This is a genomic window from Tabrizicola sp. (assembly GCF_041919135.1).
Classification (GTDB): Bacteria; Pseudomonadota; Alphaproteobacteria; order Rhodobacterales; family Rhodobacteraceae; genus Tabrizicola.
Genome location: NZ_JAYRUJ010000034.1, coordinates 1 through 18,765 on the forward strand (window position 1 = coordinate 1; position 18,765 = coordinate 18,765).

Annotated in this window: 18 protein-coding genes; 13 read left to right on the forward strand and 5 right to left on the reverse strand. The window is 67.3% G+C overall.

The window, feature by feature from the left end; all coding sequences use genetic code 11:
- Positions 1-2,453: ABC transporter permease (locus tag ACE3UA_RS17065; RefSeq protein WP_374647281.1), on the forward strand; the 2,453-nt coding region annotated here is incomplete at its 5' end.
- A 28-nt stretch (positions 2,454-2,481) separates the two neighbouring features.
- Here ACE3UA_RS17065 and ACE3UA_RS17070 read toward each other — a convergent pair.
- On the reverse strand, positions 2,482-3,249 hold the full coding sequence (locus ACE3UA_RS17070) for a serine/threonine protein phosphatase (RefSeq protein WP_374647283.1): 768 nt from the start codon (positions 3,247-3,249) through the stop codon (positions 2,482-2,484).
- Positions 3,250-3,308: 59 nt separating this feature from the next.
- Positions 3,309-4,247 (reverse strand): hydroxymethylbilane synthase, encoded by a 939-nt coding sequence (gene hemC, locus ACE3UA_RS17075; RefSeq protein ID WP_374647285.1) that lies wholly within the window; start codon positions 4,245-4,247, stop codon positions 3,309-3,311.
- 92 nt (positions 4,248-4,339) lie between these two features.
- On the opposite strand from hemC, the gene hemE reads away from it, so the two are divergent.
- Both hemE and ACE3UA_RS17085 read left to right on the forward strand, forming a co-directional pair.
- Positions 4,340-5,368, forward strand: coding sequence for a uroporphyrinogen decarboxylase (gene hemE / locus ACE3UA_RS17080; protein ID WP_374647287.1), 1,029 nt, complete (start codon positions 4,340-4,342; stop codon positions 5,366-5,368).
- 327 nt (positions 5,369-5,695) lie between these two features.
- Positions 5,696-6,472: a potassium channel family protein gene (locus ACE3UA_RS17085; protein WP_374647289.1), complete on the forward strand. Its 777-nt coding sequence runs from the start codon at positions 5,696-5,698 to the stop codon at positions 6,470-6,472.
- 47 nt (positions 6,473-6,519) lie between these two features.
- On the opposite strand, the gene ACE3UA_RS17090 is transcribed toward ACE3UA_RS17085, so the two are convergent.
- Positions 6,520-7,494 carry a type I glyceraldehyde-3-phosphate dehydrogenase gene (locus ACE3UA_RS17090; RefSeq protein WP_374647291.1) on the reverse strand — a complete coding sequence of 325 codons (975 nt, stop codon included), beginning with the start codon at positions 7,492-7,494 and terminating at the stop codon, positions 6,520-6,522.
- A gap of 245 nt (positions 7,495-7,739) precedes the next feature.
- Here ACE3UA_RS17090 and ACE3UA_RS17095 point away from each other — a divergent pair, with 245 nt between their 5' ends.
- The 4 genes from ACE3UA_RS17095 to ACE3UA_RS17110 all read left to right on the forward strand — a co-directional run bounded on the left by ACE3UA_RS17095 (position 7,740) and on the right by ACE3UA_RS17110 (position 11,661).
- Positions 7,740-8,840 (forward strand): ABC transporter substrate-binding protein, encoded by a 1,101-nt coding sequence (locus ACE3UA_RS17095; protein ID WP_374647293.1) that lies wholly within the window; start codon positions 7,740-7,742, stop codon positions 8,838-8,840.
- A gap of 105 nt (positions 8,841-8,945) precedes the next feature.
- The gene (locus ACE3UA_RS17100; RefSeq protein ID WP_374647295.1) at positions 8,946-9,824 is read left to right on the forward strand and encodes an ABC transporter permease; all 879 of its coding nucleotides are present in this window, start codon (positions 8,946-8,948) and stop codon (positions 9,822-9,824) included.
- Positions 9,821-10,603, forward strand: a complete 783-nt coding sequence (locus tag ACE3UA_RS17105; RefSeq protein ID WP_374647297.1) for an ABC transporter permease — start codon at positions 9,821-9,823, stop codon at positions 10,601-10,603. The genes ACE3UA_RS17100 and ACE3UA_RS17105 overlap by 4 nt, the downstream gene beginning before the upstream one ends.
- Positions 10,603-11,661, forward strand: a complete 1,059-nt coding sequence (locus ACE3UA_RS17110; protein WP_374647299.1) for an ABC transporter ATP-binding protein — start codon at positions 10,603-10,605, stop codon at positions 11,659-11,661. The genes ACE3UA_RS17105 and ACE3UA_RS17110 overlap by 1 nt, the downstream gene beginning before the upstream one ends.
- 2 nt (positions 11,662-11,663) lie before the next feature.
- On the opposite strand, the gene ACE3UA_RS17115 is transcribed toward ACE3UA_RS17110, so the two are convergent.
- Positions 11,664-12,539: a glycosyltransferase family 2 protein gene (locus ACE3UA_RS17115; RefSeq protein WP_374647301.1), complete on the reverse strand. Its 876-nt coding sequence runs from the start codon at positions 12,537-12,539 to the stop codon at positions 11,664-11,666.
- Between the two features lie 95 nt (positions 12,540-12,634).
- On the opposite strand from ACE3UA_RS17115, the gene ACE3UA_RS17120 reads away from it, so the two are divergent.
- Positions 12,635-13,405, forward strand: coding sequence for a hypothetical protein (locus ACE3UA_RS17120; protein WP_374647303.1), 771 nt, complete (start codon positions 12,635-12,637; stop codon positions 13,403-13,405).
- A gap of 3 nt (positions 13,406-13,408) precedes the next feature.
- Here ACE3UA_RS17120 and ACE3UA_RS17125 read toward each other — a convergent pair whose 3' ends face one another.
- Positions 13,409-13,951: a hypothetical protein gene (locus tag ACE3UA_RS17125; protein WP_374647305.1), complete on the reverse strand. Its 543-nt coding sequence runs from the start codon at positions 13,949-13,951 to the stop codon at positions 13,409-13,411.
- 182 nt (positions 13,952-14,133) lie between these two features.
- Between ACE3UA_RS17125 and ACE3UA_RS17130 the strand changes: the two genes are divergently transcribed.
- The 5 genes from ACE3UA_RS17130 (at position 14,134) to ACE3UA_RS17150 (ending at position 18,678) form a co-directional block, all read left to right on the forward strand.
- A complete protein-coding gene (locus tag ACE3UA_RS17130) occupies positions 14,134-14,763 on the forward strand; it encodes a peptidoglycan-binding protein (protein WP_374647307.1) in 630 nt (209 codons plus the stop codon).
- Between the two features lie 247 nt (positions 14,764-15,010).
- Positions 15,011-16,300 carry a tyrosine-type recombinase/integrase gene (locus ACE3UA_RS17135; protein WP_374647309.1) on the forward strand — a complete coding sequence of 430 codons (1,290 nt, stop codon included), beginning with the start codon at positions 15,011-15,013 and terminating at the stop codon, positions 16,298-16,300.
- 271 nt (positions 16,301-16,571) lie between these two features.
- A complete protein-coding gene (locus ACE3UA_RS17140; RefSeq protein ID WP_374647311.1) occupies positions 16,572-16,757 on the forward strand; it encodes a helix-turn-helix transcriptional regulator in 186 nt (61 codons plus the stop codon).
- 233 nt (positions 16,758-16,990) lie between these two features.
- A complete protein-coding gene (locus ACE3UA_RS17145; RefSeq protein ID WP_374647313.1) occupies positions 16,991-18,421 on the forward strand; it encodes a DnaB-like helicase C-terminal domain-containing protein in 1,431 nt (476 codons plus the stop codon).
- Complete coding sequence (locus tag ACE3UA_RS17150) at positions 18,418-18,678, forward strand: DUF1376 domain-containing protein (protein ID WP_374647315.1); 261 nt, start codon at positions 18,418-18,420, stop codon at positions 18,676-18,678. The genes ACE3UA_RS17145 and ACE3UA_RS17150 overlap by 4 nt, the downstream gene beginning before the upstream one ends.
- Positions 18,679-18,765 lie beyond the last annotated feature (87 nt).

Below are 18,765 nucleotides of genomic sequence, written 5' to 3' on the forward strand. Positions count from 1 at the left end.
TCTTTCTCGCCTGCCTTGCCCTTGGCGTCGCCGCCATCGCCGCGGTCGGCACGCTGCGCAGCGGGATCCAGCAGGGCCTCGCCGACCAGGGCGCGGTGATCCTCGGCGGCGATGCCGAGATGCGCTTCACCTGGCGCAGCGCCGACCCGGAAGAACGCGCCTACATGCAGCGGATCGCCACCAGGGTCTCCGAAGTCTACGACTTCCGCTCCATGGCGCTGACCCAGGGCGACCAGGCCCTTACCCAGGTCAAGGCGGTGGACAGCGCCTGGCCCCTCACCGGCTCCGCGCAACTCGACCCGCCGATTCCTGTTGCCGAGGCGCTGGCCGAGACCGACGGCCTTCCCGGCGCGATCATGGACCCGGTCCTGATCGAGCGCCTCTCCCTCGCCATCGGCGACAGCTTCCGCCTCGGGACGCAGGACTTCCGCCTTACCGCCGCCCTGACCCGAGAGCCCGATTCCGCCTCCGCCGGCTTCACCCTCGGCCCCCGCACCGTGGTCCGCTCCGAGGCGCTGGCCTCCTCCGGCCTCCTCGCCGCGGGCTCGATGTACGAGACCCGCTACCGCCTGCTCCTGCCGCCCGGCGCCGACCTGCAAACCCTCGAGACCGAGGCGGAATCCACCTTCCGCGACAAGGGGATGCGCTGGACCGACAGCCGCCGCGCCGCGCCGGGGGTCGAGAATTTCGTCGACCGCATCGGCAGCTTCCTCGTCCTCGTCGGCCTTGCCGGCCTTGCGGTGGGCGGCGTCGGCATCTCGGCTGCGATCCGCTCCTATCTCGACGGCAAGGTGGAAACCATCGCCACGCTCAAGACCCTTGGCGCGGAAGGCGGGCTGATCTTCCGCATCTATCTCTGGCAGACCGCGATCCTGTCGGCCCTGGGCATCGCCCTCGGCCTCGCCCTCGGCGCCGCCGCCCCGATCCTCGCCGCCCCCCTGATCGAGGCCTCGCTTCCCTTCCCGGCCGCGATCCGCCTCGCGCCCGGCGCGCTGGTCGAGGCCGCCGCCTACGGCGCCCTCTCCGCCCTGATCTTCACCCTCCTCCCCCTCGCCCGGACCGAGCGCATCCGCCCCGCCGCCCTCTATCGCGGCGGTTCGGGCACCCGCGCCCGGCCGCGCACACGCTACCTCGCCGCCCTCGCCCTTCTCGTCGCCGCCCTGATCGGCAGCGCCACCTGGCTCTCCGGCATCCCGGAACTTGCCCTCGGGGCAGCGGCTGGCGTCCTCGGATCGCTCCTCGTGCTTGCGCTCGCGGCGCGCGCGCTGCGCCTCGTCGCCAGGCGCCTGGCCCGCACCCGCCTCACCCACGGCCGCCCCGCCACCCGCGCGGCGCTGGCCGCCATCGGCGCGCCCCGGTCCGACGCCAGTTCGGTCGTCCTCTCCCTCGGCCTGGGCCTCTCCGTGCTGGCGGCGGTGGGCCAGATCGACTGGAACCTGCGCCAGGCCATCGCCACCGACCTGCCCACCCGCGCGCCCGCCTTCTTCTTCGTCGACATCCAGCCCGACCAGATCGACCCCTTCCGCGCACTGATGCAGGCCAACCCCGCCGTGACCGGGATGGAAACCGCCCCGATGCTGCGCGGCGTGATCACCCGGATCAACGACAAGCCCGCGCGCGAGGTCGCCGGAGACCACTGGGTCGTGCGCGGCGACCGCGGTATCACCTATGCCGCCAGTCCGGGCGAGAAGACCCGGATCACCGCCGGAACCTTCTGGCCCGAGGGCTACACCGGCGCGCCGCAGATCAGCTTCGCCGCCGCGGAGGCCGAGGAGATCGGCCTGAAACTCGGTGACCGGATCACCGTCAACATCCTCGGCCGCGACATCACCGCCACGATCACCTCCTTCCGCGAGGTCGACTTCTCCAACGCCGGGATGGGCTTCGTGATGACGCTGAATCCCTCGGCCCTGGCCGGCGCCCCCCACACCCATATCGCCACCGTCTACGCCCCCCCGGAAGCCGAGGCGCAGATCCTGGAGGAGGTGACGAAGACCTGGCCCAATATCACCGCGATCGGCATCCGCGAGACCGTCGGCCGCGTGACCGAGGCCCTGTCCGCCATCGCCACCGCCACCGCCTGGGCCGCGGCCGGGACACTCGTGACCGGATTCGTCGTCCTGATCGGCGCGGCGGCGGCGGGCGAGCGCGCAAGGATCTACGAAGCCGCGATCCTGAAGGTGCTGGGGGCCACGCGGGGGAAGATCCTCGCCAGCTTCGCCCTGCGTTCCGCCCTCACCGGCGCGGCCGCGGGCGTGGTGGCGGTGATCGCGGGCGGCCTCTCGGGCTGGGCGGTGATGACCTTCGTGATGGAGACGGGCTACCGCTTCGAGCCGTTCTCCGCCCTCGGCATCATCGCGGGCGGCATCCTCGCCACCCTGCTTGCGGGCCTCGTCTTCGCGCTGCGGCCGCTGTCCCTGCGCCCCGCCCGCACGTTGCGCGCCCAGGAATAGCGCGGGAGCGGAAATCGAACGATTTCCGTCACGATTTCCGAACGGAAATCGCCGCCTCGCCGTGCCGCAGCCGCCGCAGCGTCAACCCGACCGCCCGCAGTTCGCGGCTTTCCGGCTTCACCCGGACCAGCAGCCCGGCCAGCGCGCCGAGCGGCGTCAACCACCATGCCAGCCGCGCCACCCGCGCCATCGCCCCCGGCGGCGCATTTCCGGCGTAGCCCGCCAGCGCCGCCTCCAGCCAGCGCGCGTCCCCGGGCCAGCGGGTAAAGGCCGTCTGCGCGAGCATCACCACATCCGCCGCCTGCCACAATCCGCCCCGCCGCCCCGGCCGGAAGCGTTCAAGGTCGATGAACCGCGCCTCCTGCCCATCCCAGCAGATGTCCCGCACCGCCGGCCGGCCATGCACCATCCCCGCCCAGTGCAAGAGGCCCAGCGCGCGGCCCGCCCGCGCGAAGGCGGCCAGTTTCCCGGCCTCGTCCCGCGAAGGATCGGCCACCACCTGCGGCAGCACCGGCCCCGCATCGGGCATCAGCATCCAGTCCGGCCCCTCCAGGACCACCGCCGCCACCGGTAGCCCCGCCCCTTCCAGCGCCCGCAGACCTTCGCGCTCGGCTGCGAAGGCCCGCGCCGGATCGCCCTTCTGCACCCGCATCCGGCCCGAGAGCCGCTCCACCCGCTTCAGCCAGAACCGGCGCCCGTCCGGCAGCAGCACCTGCCGCACCCGGCGAAAGGGCTCGGCCAGGGCGGCCCGCACATGGGCTTGCAGATCCGGGTCGGACAGGTCAGGGTCGGGCAAAGGGGGGCCACTCCGGCGATACCGGGGCCATGTAACGCCTTGCCGACAGCTTTGTAACCCTAGGCGAAGAAGTCCGGCCCGGCGCGGTCCAGAAGCTCTTCCGCCAGCGCGCGACCGATTGCCGCGCCCTCCGCCACCGGCCCCCGCCGCTCGCCCGCGACCGAGGCCGTGCCGTCCGGCCGCAGAAGCTCGCCCCGCAGCCAGAGCTGATCGCCCTCCAGCACCGCCAGCCCCGCGATCGGCGTCTCGCACGAGCCGTCCAGCCGCAACAGGAAACTCCGCTCCGCCGCCAGCCGCAGCCCGGTGTCCCGGTCGTGGATCGCCGCCAGCATCTCGGCGACCCGCGCATCCGCCACCCGTCGCTCGATCCCGATCGCGCCCTGGGCGACGGCGGGCAGCATCTCCTCGGGCTCGATGGCCGAGCGCACCACGTCCAGCATCCCCAGCCGGGTCAGCCCGGCCATGGCGAGGAAGGTCGCATCCGCCACCCGCTCCTCCAGCTTGCGCATCCGGGTCTGCACATTGCCCCGGAACTCCACCAGCTTCAGGTCCGGCCGCCGCAGCGCCAGTTGCGCCCGCCTGCGCAGGGACGAGGACCCCACCACCGCCCCCGCCGGCAGCTCGGCGATCGAGCCATGGCGCAGCGAGACGAAGGAATCGCGCACATCCGCCCGCTTCAGGTAGCAGTCCAGCACCAGCCCCTCGGGCTGCAAGGTCGGCATGTCCTTCATCGAATGCACCGCGATGTCGACGCCGCCGTCGAGCAGCGCCTCCTCGATCTCGCGGGTGAACAGGCCCTTGCCGCCGATCTCGCGCAGCGCCTTGTCCTGGATCTGGTCGCCGGTGACCTTGATCACCACGGTCTCGAAGGCCGCCTCCGGCAAATCGAAGGCCGCCATCAGGCAGCGCCGCACCTCATGCGCCTGCCACAGGGCCAGCACAGAGCCACGGGTTCCGATCTTCAGCGGGCGGGGGGGGGTGGGCAGATCATCGCGCATGGGTGCAGCCTTACCCCTGTCGGGCGCGGGTGACAACTCTTGACAACCCCCGCGCCACGGCCGACCCATGGGCCGACTGGAAGGATGCCCCGATGACCAAGACGATCCTGCGCGCCCTGAAGGGCGAGGTGCTGCCCACCCCGCCGATCTGGATGATGCGCCAGGCCGGCCGCTACCTGCCGGAATACCGCGAGACCCGCGCCAGGGCCGGGGATTTCCTGACCCTCTGCTACACGCCCGACCTTGCGGCCGAGGTCACGCTGCAACCGATCCGCCGCTACGGCTTCGACGCGGCGATCCTCTTTGCCGACATCCTGCTCCTGCCGCAGGCGCTGGGGCCGAAGCTCTGGTTCGAGACCGGCGAAGGCCCGCGGATGGAGACGACGGACACCCCGGCCCAGGTCGCGAACCTGCGGCCGACCGGGGCGATCCACGACACGCTCTCCCCGGTCTACGAGACCCTGCGCATCCTGGCCCGCGAACTGCCGCCCGAGACCACGCTGATCGGCTTTGCCGGCGCGCCCTGGACTGTGGCCACCTACATGATCGGCGGCAGGGGATCGAAGGACCAGGCCGCCGCCCATGCCCTGAAGGCCCAGGACCGCCCCACCTTCGAGGCGCTGATCGAGCGGATCACCGAGGCGACGATCGAATATCTCTCGGCCCAGATCGAGGCCGGGGCGGAGGTGGTGAAACTGTTCGACAGCTGGGCCGGAAGCCTGAAGGGCCAGGATTTCCGCGACTTCGCCGAGGCGCCGGCCGCCCGGATCATCGCCGCGTTGAAGGCCCGGCACCCCGGCATCCCGGTCATCGCCTTCCCGCGCGAGGCCGGGCAGGGCTATATCGGCTTTGCCCACCGCACCGGGGCCGATTGCGTGGCGATCGACAATTCGGTCAGCCCGGAATGGGCCGCGGCCAATGTCCAGATCGACGGCTGCGTGCAGGGCAACCTTGCGCCCGAGCATCTGGTCACCGGCGGCCAGGCCCTGGTCGCGGCGACGCAGCATGTGGTGCGGGCCTTCTCGAAGGGGCCGCATATCTTCAACCTCGGCCATGGCATCACCCCGGAGGCGAGCCCCGAGCATGTGCAACTGATGATCGACACGGTGCGCGGCGGCTGAAGCGGCGCCAAGTTTCTTGAGGAAGAAACTTGTCAAAATCCTTCCTCAAGGATTTTGGCCCCTTGCCGCAAGCCTGCCCGAAGCCCCTACCGGGCGTAACCATCGCAGCTGCTCCAGCAGTCAGCCATTCCCGGTGTTTCCCAATTCTTTCGCTCCAGGGGCCCCGCCGGCCAGACCAACCCGTCGCCAGCGGGGCCAAATTTCTTCCTCAAGAAATTTGCCAAAATCCTTCCTTCAAGGATTTTGCAGCCCGCCCCGCACGCGCACGGCTTGACCTGCACTGCCCCTCGGCCCGACAGTGCGGCCAGACGCCGTGGAACCCGCGAGATGCCAGAAACCAGCCTCCGCAGCCGCCTGCGCATCCTGTACGAGAGCCACGACCCGGTCGGGGACCGCTTCCGCTATGCGCTCCTGGCCTTCGACCTGGCGATCGTGGTCTGGCTGGTCGCCTCCTCCTTCCTGCCGCGCGGCCTGCACACCACGACGATCGACATCTCGATCGGCGTGATCTTCCTTGCCGACCTGATGGTCCGGCTCTGGATCGCCCGCCGCCCCTCGCGCGAGATCTTCAGTCTCTGGGGCCTCGCCGACCTTCTGGTGATCTTCTCCCTTCTTTTCCCGATCTGGGGCGAGGGACTGGCCTTCCTGCGGGTGCTGCGGCTTTACCGCGTGTTCCATTCGCCGCAGACGCTGACCCAGCTGCGCGACGACCTCCCCGGCTTCCGCCGGAACGAGACTGCGCTCCGGGCCGGGCTGAACCTGCTGATCTTCCTCTTCGCGATGACGGCGCTGGTCTACCAGACGCAATCGGGGATCAACGAGCGGATCGGGAACTATGTCGATGCGCTCTATTTCACCGTGTCCACGCTGTCGACCACGGGCTATGGCGACGTGACGCTGGTGGGCACTTCCGGCAAGCTTCTGTCCGTCGTGACGATGATCATCGGGATCAGCCTTTTCCTGCGGCTGGTGCAGGTGATCTTCCGCCCGCGCAAGGTCCAGTTCCGCTGCCCGACCTGCGGCCTTGGCCGGCATGACGCCGACGCCGTGCATTGCAAGGCCTGCGGCACGGTGCTGGCGATCCCGGACGAAGGGCTGGACTGAGCCCAACCGCCTCGGGTCGGCACCTCTCCCGCCGCGGGCGGATCCGCTCAGCCCATCCGCAGGCCCATGTCCAGCATCCGGTTGGAAAAGCCCCATTCGTTGTCATACCAGCCGAAGACCCGCAGCATCCCCGCCCCGGTCACCTTGGTCTCGGGGCAGGCCATCACCACGCTTTCGGGCCGCGCGCGCAGGTCGGTCGAAACCAGCGGCCGGTCCGTCGCGCCGACCACGCCCCCGGCGGCGCGGAAGGCGGCGTTCACCGCCTCGGCCGTGGGGCGGGCCTCGGTCATCAGGTGGAAGTCCAGGCAGGAGACCGAGGCCACCGGCACCCGCACCGCCTGGGCCACGATCCGGCCGGCAAGATCGGGCAGCACCCCGTCCAGAAGCCGCGCCGCGCTGGTCGTGGTCGGCACCATCGACAGTGCCGCCGCCCGGCTGCGCGGATAGTCGGCGGCCGGGGCGTCGACCGTGGGCTGGCTGCCGGTATAGCAATGCACCGTCGTCATCGAGCCGGTGACGATCCCCCAGTTCTCGTGGATCAGCCGCGCGAGCGGGGCCAGCGCATTGGTCGTGCAGGAGGCGTTCGAAACGATTCGCTGCCCGGCCAGCACCGAATCATTGGCCCCGAGCACCACCGTAACCTCGGCCGCCGAGGAGGGGCCCGAGACCAGCACCCGCGCCGCCCCGGCCTTCAGGCCGCGCTCGGCCACCTCGCGCGTCTCGGCCCGGCCGGTGCATTCCATCACCAGATCCACGCCGGCAAGGTCCAGCCCCGACAGGTCGCCCGTGCGGTAGAGCGGCACCCGGCGGCCGTCGACCACCAGCGCCCCGCCCTCCAGCGCCACGGTCCCGCGCCAGGGGCCGAAGACGCTGTCGTATTCGAAGAGATAGGCGCACATCTCGGGTGCGGCGATGTCGTTGATCCCGACGATCTCCAGCCCCGGCCAGCGAGACGGGGCCTGCATCCAGGCCCGCAGCACCGACCGGCCGATCCGGCCGAACCCGTTGATGAAGACCCGCATCGCCTGCTTTCCCCCGATTTGCTCTGCGCAGTCTCACCACGCGGCGCGCGGCGCTTCAACCGGGCTCTTGTGTCCGTCACAATCCCCCGGCCCCGAAGACGGGCGGACCCCAACGTCAGACTGGAAACGCAAGCAGTTGCCGCGTAACAAAGGAAGGCCAGCTACCGGCCGCCCCACAGGAACTGTCATAATCCTGTCGGAGACGCGGGCTACGGGAAGTCGGTCAACATAGGAGGACGACCCAAATGATGCTGAAGACCGCCCTTGGAACGGCAAGTATCGTCGCAATGCTTTCGGCAAGCGTTGTTTCCGCGCAGTCGCTTGAGGAAATCGAGGCCGCCGCCAAGGCCGAGGGCACTCTCACCACCATCGCCCTGCCGCATTCCTGGTGCGGCTATGGCGCCGTCATCGAGGGCTTCAAGGCCAAGTATCCCGAGATTTCCGTCAACGAGCTGAACCCCGACGCGGGCTCGGCCGACGAGGTCGAGGCGATCAAGGCCAACAAGGACAACAAGGGCCCGCAGGCGCCCGACGTGATCGACGTGGGCCTGGCCTTCGGTCCGCAGGCCAAGGCCGAGGGGCTGACCCAGCCGCACAAGGTCGCCACCTGGGACGAGATCCCGGATGCGGTCAAGGATGCCGACGGCCACTGGTACGGCGACTATTACGGCGTCATGGCCTTCATGGTGAACAAGGACCTGGTCGAGAACGTGCCGCAGGACTGGGCCGACCTTCTGAAGCCGGAATATGCCGGGCAGGTGGCGCTTGCGGGCGATCCGCGCGCCTCGAACCAGGCGATCCTGGCGGTGCTGGCGGCAGGCCTGGCCAACGGGGCGGCTCCGGGCGAGGAAGCCGGGAAGGCGGGGCTGGAGTTCTTCAAGCAGTTGAACGCGGCCGGCAACTTCGTCCCGGTCATCGGCAAGGCCGGCACGCTGGCGCAGGGCACGACGCCGATCGTCATCGCCTGGGACTACAACGCCCTGTCGTGGAAGGACGAACTGGCCGGTAACCCGCCGGTCGAGGTGGTGGTGCCGAAATCGGGCGTCCTGGCCGGCGTCTACGTCCAGGCGATCAGCGCCTTCGCGCCGCAGCCGAACGCGGCGAAGCTGTGGATGGAATATCTCTACAGCGACGAGGGTCAGCTGGGCTGGCTGAAGGGCTACTGCCACCCGGCGCGCTTCAACGCGATGGCCGCTGCCGGCAAGATCCCGCAAGAGCTGCTGGACGCCCTGCCCCCGGCCGCAGCCTATGAAGCCGCCTATTTCCCGACCCTGGAAGAAGTCGACGCCAACAAGGCCGCCGTCACCGGCGGCTGGGATTCGGTCGTCGGCGCCAACGTCGAATGATCTGATCCGACGCTTCTGCCCGCCCCGGTCGCACCGGGGCGGGGAACGCTCACCGGGGCCGGCAGACGCCGCGGGAGCCTGACCGACATGGGGGACCGACCGTCGATGCCACTAGCCCGCCCGCGCGCCCGTCCGAAGTGGCGCCTGCCCGTCGAATGGCTGGGCATCATGCCCTTCGTGGCTTTCGCGCTGCTGTTCCTGATCCTGCCGACGATGAAGATCGTGATCGGGGCCTTCCAGTCGCCCGATGGCAGCTTCACCCTGCAGAACCTGATCGACCTGAACACCGACTCGATCCGCAACGCCTACTGGACCTCGATCAAGCTGTCGCTGATCACCGCGCTTCTGGGCTGCGCGGTCGGCTTCGCCATGGCGGCGGCGGTGGTGTTCGGCGGCCTGCCGAAGCGGCTGCGCAGCCCGCTCCTGACCTTTTCCGGCGTCGCCTCGAATTTCGCGGGCGTGCCCTTGGCCTTTGCCTTCATCGCGACGCTGGGGCCGGCCGGGCTGGTCACGCTGTGGCTGAAGACCGAGTTCGGCATCAACCTGCGCGCCTATGGCTTCAACCTCCTGTCCTTCTGGGGTCTCGTCGTCACCTATCTCTTCTTCCAGATCCCGCTGATGATCCTGATCATCATCCCCGCGCTGGACGGGCTGAAGCGCGAATGGCGCGAGGCGGCCGAGGTGCTGGGCGCGACCTGGGCGCAATACTGGCGCATGGTGGCGCTGCCGATCCTGTTTCCCTCGCTTCTGGGCACCTTCGCGCTCTTGTTCGCCAATTCCTTCGGCGCGGTCGCCACCGCCTTCGCCCTGACCGGGCCGCAGCTGAACATCGTGCCGATCAAGCTCTTCGCGCAGATCCGGGGCGATGTGCTGGGCAATCCGAACCTCGGCTATGCGCTGGCCTTCGGGATGATCGTGATCACGGGGCTGGCCAACGTCATCTACATCGTGCTGCGCACCCGGTCCGAGAGGTGGCTGAAATGAAGCGCCTCGTCGCCTGGGCGGTCTTCCTTCTGGGCTGCCTCTATTTCCTCCTGCCGCTGGTGGGGAATACCCAGTTCAGCCTGAAGATGCGGCGGGGAGAATATTCCTTCGACGCCTATGTCCGCGTCTTCGAGGATCCCCGCTTCTGGGAGACCTTCGGCTATTCGCTGACGCTGGCCGCCGCCACGATCGTCTTCGGCGTGCTGCTGGTGGTGCCGACCGCCTATTGGGTGCGGCTGAAACTGCCGCAGGCCCGGCCGATCATCGAATTCATCACGCTTCTGCCGCTGGTGATCCCGGCCATCGTGATCGTCTTCGGCTATATCCGCCTCTACAACACCTCGTCCTTCCTGCCGCTGACCGGCTCGGCCTTCGGGACCGACATCCTCTTGACCATGGGCTATGCGACGCTGGCCCTGCCCTACATGTACCGCGCGGTCGACACCGGGCTGCGCACCATCGACGTGGCCACCCTGACCGAGGCGGCACAGTCGCTGGGCGCGGGCTGGTTCACCATCCTGGCGCGGATCATCCTGCCGAACGTGCTGGTCGCGGTCCTGTCGGGGGCCTTCCTCACGCTCGCCATCGTGATCGGCGAGTTCACCATGGCCGCGCTCTTGAACCGTCCGGCCTTCGGCCCCTTCATGCAGCTTCTGGGCGCCAACCGCGCCTATGAGCCGCCGGCCCTGGCTGTGATCGCCTTCGCCATCACCTGGGGCTGCATGGGGCTGATCCAGCTTGTCACCCGCTTCTCGAAACATGAAAGGGCGAAAGCCTGATGGCCTTCCTTGAGCTGACCAACCTGGAAAAGACCTTCGGCGCCAACCGAGTGGTCAAGGATTTCAGCCTGGCGATCGAGAAGGGCGAGTTCGTCTCGCTTCTGGGGCCGTCGGGCTGCGGCAAGACCACGGTGCTGCGGATGGTGGCGGGGTTCGAGACCCCGACTTCGGGCACGATCCATATCGACGGGCATGACGTCAGCGACCAGCGCGCGAACCAGCGCAACATCGGGATGATGTTCCAGGCCTATGCGCTGTTTCCGAACATGACCGTCGCCGACAACGTGGCCTTCGGGCTGCGCGTCAAGGGCGTGTCCCGGGCCGAGCGGGACGCCAGGGTGGCCGAGATGCTGCAACTGATCGGCCTGCCCGACCTCGGCGCGCGCTTTCCCTTCCAGCTTTCCGGCGGCCAGCAGCAGCGGGTCGCGCTGGCGCGCGCGCTGGCTCCCCGGCCGCGCGTCCTTCTGCTGGACGAGCCGCTGTCGGCGCTGGACGCCAAGGTCCGCGTCTCCTTGCGCAACGAGATCCGCGAGATCCAGCGCGAGCTGGGGATCACCACGATCTTCGTGACGCATGACCAGGAGGAGGCCATGTCGATCTCGGACCGGATCGTGGTGATGAATGGCGGCATCGCCGAACAGGCCGGCGCCCCGTTCGAAATCTACAACAATCCCAGCACCCGCTTTGTCGCGGGATTCGTCGGCACGCTGAACATGCTGGAGGCCAGGGTCGTCACCCCCGAGGCGGGAGGCGTGACCGTCGCCGGCCAGGCGCTTGGCCTTTCGCGGGCGATCCCGGCGGCAGCGGGCGCTTCGGTCACGCTGGCGCTGCGCCCCGAGGCGATCAGCCTGGGCCGCGCCGAAGGGCGCGAGGTCGTGCTGCCCGCAACCATCGACGAGGTGCATTTCCTGGGCTCGGTCATCCGCATCCGGGCGCGGGTCGAGGGGTCCGTCCTGGCGCTGGACACGTTCAACCGCCCCGACCAGCCGCCGCCGCCGGTGGGCAGCACGGCCGAGATCAGCTTTGCCGCCATGGATGCGATCCTGCTGCCGGCGTGAGTTCAGAACAGGCCGAGGAACCGTTCCGGCAGTTCGTGCTGCTCGTTGTAGTCCGGCCGGGCGAATTCCCAAAAGCCGGTATCGCCGCGCGGCTTGAAGCTGCGCTGCATCTTCCGGCGGTAGGGGCCCATCTGGAATCCCTCATGCTTCGGCAGGGCGGCGAAGCCCTCGAACAGCGCGCGGTCCTCGCCCCTGGCCTCGGCGAACCAGTGCCGCCCGATCGAGGCCTCCTTGACCCCCACCCCGGTCGCCGCCGCCACCGCGTTGCGGGCGTTCATCACCTCGACATAAGCGGGGAAGTCGCAGAACTTGAGGTGAAAGAGGTACAACTCCTCCGGGGTGTGCAGCTTGTCATGCGAGGTGAAATGTCCGCCGCGCGAGATCTTGGTCCCGGCCGAGATCACGCAGGGCTTGGAGTAATGCGGCGCGACCCGGACATGGCGGCGCGGACCCAGCACCTTGCCGGCGACCGGCTCGGGCTCCAGGTCGATGCGGTGGATCACCTCCAGCCCCAGCGGGGTCAGCACCCGGTCGGCCGGGATCGCCGCCAGCCAGGGCACAAGATCCTTGCCCGCCGCCGGATCGACCACCACCAACTCGTCCACGTCGCCGACGATGACATGGTCGTAATAGACCCGCAGGCCCATGACGAGGTTGTTCAAGAGCCGCCAGCGCCGCATGTCGAAGTTCTTGTGATGCTCGCCGGGGATGCCGATGATGTTGCATCCCGCCGCCATGGCGCTGACCCCGGCCCCGCGGCCGTGGTTGACGACATAGCAATTCTCGCGCCCCAGCCGCGTGCCGTAATAGTCCAGCCAGATCCGCAGGAAGAACGGATCGTCCCGAACCATCGTGACCGCCGCCACCGTCGTCTGCATTCCCGGCCCCGTCGTTGTTGTTCTTGCCCGGAACGCAGCCTAACCTCATTCCACAGCAGCGAGAATCGCAAAATGTCGCCCGTTCCGAGGTAAGAGTGCCCTATCCCATCCCCGCCGACTTTGCCGCGACCGGACTGTTCTGCGCCGCCCGGGGCACGAAGGTCGCCCGGTTCCAGGTGATCGGCGAGCGCAGTTCGGGCACCAATTTCGTCAAGCGGATCCTGGGGCGCAACCTGCCGCTTGCCGCGACCGAGGCGCTGGGCTGGAAACATGGCCATGCGCAGATGCTGCAGGTGCCCTCGGACCTGGTGGTGGTGATCGCGGTGCGCCGGGCCGACGACTGGGCGCGGTCGATGTTCGCCAAGCCCTGGCACAGCCGGCCCGAAATGCAGCGCCTGGCCTTCCCCGAGTTCATCCGTGCCCCCTGGGACACGATCATCGACCGGCCGCGGTATTTCGACATGCATCTGGCCGGGCCAGAGCCGGGCCAGCCGCTGCAGCAGGACCGCGACCCGGTCACGGGACGGCGCTATCCCAACCTCTTTGCGCTGCGCCGGGGCAAGCTGGCCTCGCATCTGGGGTTTCTGAATCGGGACTGCAACGTCTGCCTGCTGCGGATGGAGACGGCCATCGCCGATCCGCAGGGCCTGCTGACGGCGTTCCGGGCGGCGTTCGGCCTGCCCGCCCCGGATGCGGCGCTGCGGCCGGTGCTGAAACGGCTGGGCGCGCGGTTCCAGCCGGCGGTGGAGGCGCGGCCGCCCTTGCCCGAGACCTTGTCGCCCGACGACCTCGCCTTCCTGCGCGCGGAATGCGACCAGGACCTCGAGGCGCGGCTCGGCTACCGCTATCCGGCAAGCGCGGCCTGAAGCTCAGGGATGCGCGCGGCTGCCGCACGCCTCGGCCTGGCGCGAGACCCAGATCGGGTTGTTCACCTCGGCCGCCTCGCTCAGCGCGAATTCCAGCACCGCCCGCCGCACCGGGGCGCGCAGCGAGGCATCGCAAAGCGGCAGCCGCTCGAGGTCGAAGTCGTCGGTGAGAAAGCCGCGCGACACCAGGATCACCGGCAGGTCGGGGCGGCTGCGGCGCAACACCAAGAGGCTCTCGAGCGCGGCCAGGATGCCTCCCATGGCGTCGAGGTCGATCAGCGCAAGGCCAATCCGCCGATCCGCGGCCAGCGAGGCCAGCAGGTCCGGCGCGGGCCTCGCCCAGGCGATTGCCACCCCGTCTCGCCGCAGCCAGGTCGCGACCTCGGCCATCGTGCCCTCGGGGCGGCCGAAGAGAGCCACCCGCCCGGCAGTCTCCGCAACCGGCGCGGGCTGCGGGACCGGCCATAGCGCGGCCGCCGAGGCCGGATGCGCGAGGCCCGCCAGAAATCCGTTGCCCGGCGCTTCGATCCGAATCCTTGCTGTCACGCCCCGTCCTCCAGCTTTGCCCCAGTATCCCCCCGCAGGAGAGAAGGGGGAAACAGGCAGAAGTTGCGAAGGGCCGCCCAAGGGACAGGACTCCATACTTTCGTCGCTGACGCCCAGCCCCATGCACAGGTGATTCCCGATCCGGCGCCTGGATAGAGTCCGGCATCATCAGGAGCAAAGCCTTGCGCAAGCCAGAGAAAACCCGGATCCAGGCCGCGATCGCGGCGCTTTCCCTGGCGCTGTCCGCGGGCCATCCCGCGCGGGCCGAGACCGGAACGGGCGCCTTCGCCTTCCGCGGGATCGGCGGGCAGACCTGCGCCACGCTGTTCGAGGACCCTGATCCCGCCATGCAGGCCCGGCAGGTCGAGACCCTGGCGCTGTGGCTGTCGGGCTATCTCACCCATGCGAACCGCAGCACGGCCGGAGTCTTCGACCTGATTGCGATCCAGGACGAGACGGCACTGGCGGCCGTGGTGACCAACATCTGTCGCAACAACCCCGACAAGCCCGTCGGCACCGCCGCCGACGCGCTGATCCAGGCGCTGGGGGACTGGACGGTGCACGAGGCCTCGCCGCAGCTGGTGATCAACGAGGACGGCAGCGTGCTGCGGCTGCGCGAAGCGACCCTGGCAAAGCTGCAAGCGCATCTGGCCGAACGCGGACTGATGGCGGCCCCGGTCCCTCCGGTCACGCTGGACGACGCGACGCGCCAGGCGCTGAAGCAGGTGCAGGGCGAGCATGGACTGGCCCCGACCGGCCTGCCGGATGCCCAGACCCTGCTGACGATCTTCCTGCGCCCCGCCACCCCCTGACCGGCCCGCCGAATCCGGGTTCGCGCCCGCGCGGCACCGTTACGCGCCCTGCATGGTCTACTGGGCCATAAGTCTGGGGAAATGGCGGACCCGGAGGCCGCCATTCTGCCCCCGTATTCTGTTGCACACTGCCGCGAAAAGACGCCGAATTGCCAATAAATCCCTGATGCTTGGCGAGATCACCGTTTCATCCTGTTGCGAGGGGTGGTAGCTTGTCGCAACGGTTTTGATGGGTAGGTAAACGGGCATGCCGAAGGTTGCCGCAGAACTCGGCCCGCTGGAGGTGAAGCGCCTTGCGCACCCCGGTGGCAAAGGCAACGTCATGGTGCCGGTTGGAGGGGTAGCGGGCCTTTACCTGCAACTCGCTCCCAAGGGTGGCAGGACATGGATTCTGCGCACGCTGGTTGGGGGCCGCCGCCGGGACATTGGGCTAGGCGGCTTCCCGACTGTCACCCTTGCCCAGGCCCGCGACAAGGCCCGGGAAGTCCGCGACAAGGTGGAGCGCGGAATCGACCCAGTTGAGGAGCGGAAGGCCGCCAAGGCTCGGCTGATCGAGGCCCGGCGCAAGGGCATGCTCTTTAGCGAAGCGGTGGAAAAAGCCCTTGCCGCCAAGCTGGACGCCTTCCGCAACGAAAAGCACCGTGCTCAATGGCGCAGCACCTTGGACACCTATGCTGTGCCTGAAATCGGTGCGTTGCCGGTCGATGAAATCGATACCGCCGCAGTCCTGCGATGTCTGCAGCCAATCTGGGCGACCAAGACTGAGACCGCAACTCGCCTTCGCGGGCGGATTGAGGCGGTTCTCACCTGGGCCACGGTTGTCGGTCACCGAACCGGAGACAACCCGGCGCGTTGGGCTGGTAACCTAAAGGAACTACTGCCCGCCCCGTCCAAGGTCGCAAACGAGAGCAACCATCCTGCCCTGCAGCTGGACGATGCCCCGGGGTGGCTGGCCGATCTGCGGAAGCGTGAAGGCTTCCCGGCCCGCGCCTTGGAGTTTCTAGCCCTGACCGCGGCCCGATCTGGCGAAGTGCGGGGCGCGGCTTGGAATGAAATCTACCTAGAAAAGGCTCTTTGGATAATCCCGGCCCAGCGCATGAAAATGAAGCGTGAGCATCGAGTGCCGCTGTCCACGGAAGCGGTGGCTCTGTTGAAAGCCCTCCCCAAGCTGGAAAGCAACCCGCTGGTGTTTCCCGGCGTGCGGGGAGGTCAGCTTTCCGACATGGCCCTGTCAATGCTCATGAAGCGGCAGCATACCGCGGCGGTCGCAGCTAGAGGATCAGGCTATGTCGATCGTGTGAGCAAGCGCCCAGCCGTTCCCCACGGGCTTCGAAGCACATTTAGGGATTGGGTGGCAGAGCGTACCAGTTACCCAGGGGAAATGGCCGAGGTTGCCCTGGCCCACCGGATCAGCAGCGCAGTGGAAGCCGCCTATCGGCGAGGCGACATGATCGAAAAGCGGCGACTAATGATGGCTGACTGGGCCACGTTTCTGTCGGGAAAGTCCGATACACTGACCAGCGTGACCATTGAATAGCTTAGGGTCATCATGCCGAAACACTCAAGCCAAGGGGATGTTCAACTTCGCGTAGACCAATATCGACGACTACGACCCCTTGGCCCACGTCACGTTCGACGCCGAACAAAACTTATACTTTTCAATATTTTAGTGTAAAGGAGGCCTACAACGTACGGATAGCGCCCGCTTAGGCGCTTCGTCTTGTCGTCCGCAAGCCGGCGCAGCACGTTGAAGGCTTTTTCGGTTTGTATGACCTTGTCTGCCTTCGTAGCAACAAGGAGCGATTTCAATGCCGGAAACGTATCTTTCGGACAATCAGGTTGCGTCCCGGTATGGGGTGCATCGCACGACGATCTGGCGCTGGATTAGCTCCGATGCTCGCTTCCCGCCCCCAGTCAACCTTTCGTTGGGCTGCACTCGCTGGAAGCTCAGTGAAGTTGAAGCCTGGGAAGCCCGTCGTGCGTCCGGGGTGTGAGAAACAGCTAAAGCATTTTTGGGCGGGGATGCGTGATACCGGACCCCACACTCGACACACCAGAGCCCATGCCCGGTGCCTTTTGGGGGCAGGTCGCGTAATGACGACCAACTCAAATTCCGACGCTCGCACCATTATGGTGGCGCTTGGAGGCGACTGGCAGGGCTGCTACGGCATTGCCCAGAATCGCTTTGCCAGCACCAACTTGGTTCCGATCAGAAGGGCCAAGTCTGATGTCTAGGCCCCAAACCAATCCTGATCCCCAGATCACGCGGTTGGAAAATGTCCCCCACTCGGTCGAGGCTGAACAGCAGGTGCTGGGTGAGATGCTCCTGAAGAACTGTGAGGGGCCAGTTTATCCGACAACTCTAGCTCACGGGGGCGCTGAGTTGTTCTACGACCCGGTGCACCGCAGGATCTTTGAGGTCTGCAATGCTAAGGCGCTGCAAGGCTTCCTTGTATCCCCGATTTCGGTTGCCGAGATCATGCGGGAGGATGCAGGGTTGAGTGAGCTTGGCGGGCCAAGGTACCTCATCAAGATTGCGGGGGCCGCCATGAGCGGCGGACAACAGTATGTCACGATGCTGGCCGACCTCAAACGCAAGCGCGACCTCATCCATCTGATGCACGGAGCCCTGGCCGCTATTGCTCGCGGCGACGACGACGCGGATATGATCACTTCACGAATTGAAGCATCCCTCATCAGCGCAGCGCCGGTAGGGATGGCGCGGCCAACGTCCATGGCAAAGGCCTTAGAGGGAGCCACCAAGCTCATAGCTGCGGCCTACCAAGGTAGTGAAGACGGAAGGCTGCGGACTGGGATCAGTGCGGTGGACAGCATTGTGCCAGGCTTCTATCCGGGCGAACTAATCCTGTTGGGCGGCAGGCCATCCATGGGCAAGTCCGCGGTGGCGATGTGCATTGCCACACGGGCCGCAAGGGCAGGGAAAGGTGTCTGCATCGCCACCCTAGAAATGACCCCCGAAGCCATGGCCATGCGAATGGTCGCGGAGGCCACTGCAGAGCGCGGCCGAGGCGTAAGTTATGCGGCGATGCGCAAGGGTGATCTGACCGAGGCGCAGATGCGCGCCGTCCTCGAAGCTGCACAAGAAGACGTTGGGCGCATGCCCATCGAGTTCTTGCCTTCGTCCTATCGGGACATTGGGGCAATCTTCGCCGGCGTGAAGCAGGTTCAGCGCCGCCTGGGCGGCAACCTCGGCCTTGTCATTGTGGACTACCTCGGGCTGATCAAGGGCGAGGGGAAAAGCCGCTATGAAGCGATCACCAACGTCTCAATTGCACTCAAGGGCCTTGCTCTGCAACTCAATGTGCCGGTCCTTGCTTTGTCGCAATTGTCGCGCGCTGTCGAGGATCGGGAGGACAAGCATCCGCACCTGAGTGATCTGCGGGAATCAGGGCAGCTGGAGCAGGATGCGGACACGGTGATGTTCTGCTTCAGGGAAGAGTACTACCTGGAGCGGGAACAACCGGACGTCGATGACGTGGAACTCTGGGCCAAGTGGGATCAGGCCCGTCAGCGTGTCAAGAACCGGCTGGAGATCATCGTTGCCAAGCAGCGCCAAGGCGAGACCGGTACTGCGCACATGATGTTCAACCCGGCGACGAACATGATCTGGGATGACAACGCGAGGCCCGCCACGTGAAGCGCCACATCCCCTACTTCAACTTTTACCCCGCCGATTTCATGAACGGTGTGCGCGGGCTCACGGCCCAGGAGGTTGGCGTCTATACGATGGTCCTGGCCCGAATCTATGAGGAGAATGGGCCGGTCGAATACAATCCGCTTCGGCTTGCAACGTATTGCGGCATGCGGGAGCCGACCTTCGACAAGGTCGCCTCAAGGCTGGTTGATCTTGGCAAGCTAGGGTCAGGACCCATTGATCTTCCACTTTCGGCGTGATTCAGGCTCCGCAAGGAGACTGACCTATGACCAACCTTTTTTGGCTGACGGACGTGCAGATGGCACGGCTGCAGCCCTTCTTTCCCA

What these genes read in the sequence shown, in the direction of transcription:
- ACE3UA_RS17105 (WP_374647297.1), top strand. Translation starts at nt 9,821, where the DNA reads ATGAAGCGCCTCGTCGCCTGGGCGGTCTTCCTTCTGGGCTGCCTCTAT.
- ACE3UA_RS17100 (WP_374647295.1), top strand. Translation starts at nt 8,946, where the DNA reads ATGCCACTAGCCCGCCCGCGCGCCCGTCCGAAGTGGCGCCTGCCCGTC.
- ACE3UA_RS17085 (WP_374647289.1), top strand. Translation starts at nt 5,696, where the DNA reads ATGCCAGAAACCAGCCTCCGCAGCCGCCTGCGCATCCTGTACGAGAGC.
- hemC (WP_374647285.1), bottom strand. Translation starts at nt 4,247, where the DNA reads ATGCGCGATGATCTGCCCACCCCCCCCCGCCCGCTGAAGATCGGAACC.
- ACE3UA_RS17140 (WP_374647311.1), top strand. Translation starts at nt 16,572, where the DNA reads ATGCCGGAAACGTATCTTTCGGACAATCAGGTTGCGTCCCGGTATGGG.
- ACE3UA_RS17135 (WP_374647309.1), top strand. Translation starts at nt 15,011, where the DNA reads ATGCCGAAGGTTGCCGCAGAACTCGGCCCGCTGGAGGTGAAGCGCCTT.
- ACE3UA_RS17110 (WP_374647299.1), top strand. Translation starts at nt 10,603, where the DNA reads ATGGCCTTCCTTGAGCTGACCAACCTGGAAAAGACCTTCGGCGCCAAC.
- ACE3UA_RS17090 (WP_374647291.1), bottom strand. Translation starts at nt 7,494, where the DNA reads ATGCGGGTCTTCATCAACGGGTTCGGCCGGATCGGCCGGTCGGTGCTG.
- hemE (WP_374647287.1), top strand. Translation starts at nt 4,340, where the DNA reads ATGACCAAGACGATCCTGCGCGCCCTGAAGGGCGAGGTGCTGCCCACC.
- ACE3UA_RS17095 (WP_374647293.1), top strand. Translation starts at nt 7,740, where the DNA reads ATGATGCTGAAGACCGCCCTTGGAACGGCAAGTATCGTCGCAATGCTT.
- ACE3UA_RS17145 (WP_374647313.1), top strand. Translation starts at nt 16,991, where the DNA reads ATGTCTAGGCCCCAAACCAATCCTGATCCCCAGATCACGCGGTTGGAA.
- ACE3UA_RS17115 (WP_374647301.1), bottom strand. Translation starts at nt 12,539, where the DNA reads ATGCAGACGACGGTGGCGGCGGTCACGATGGTTCGGGACGATCCGTTC.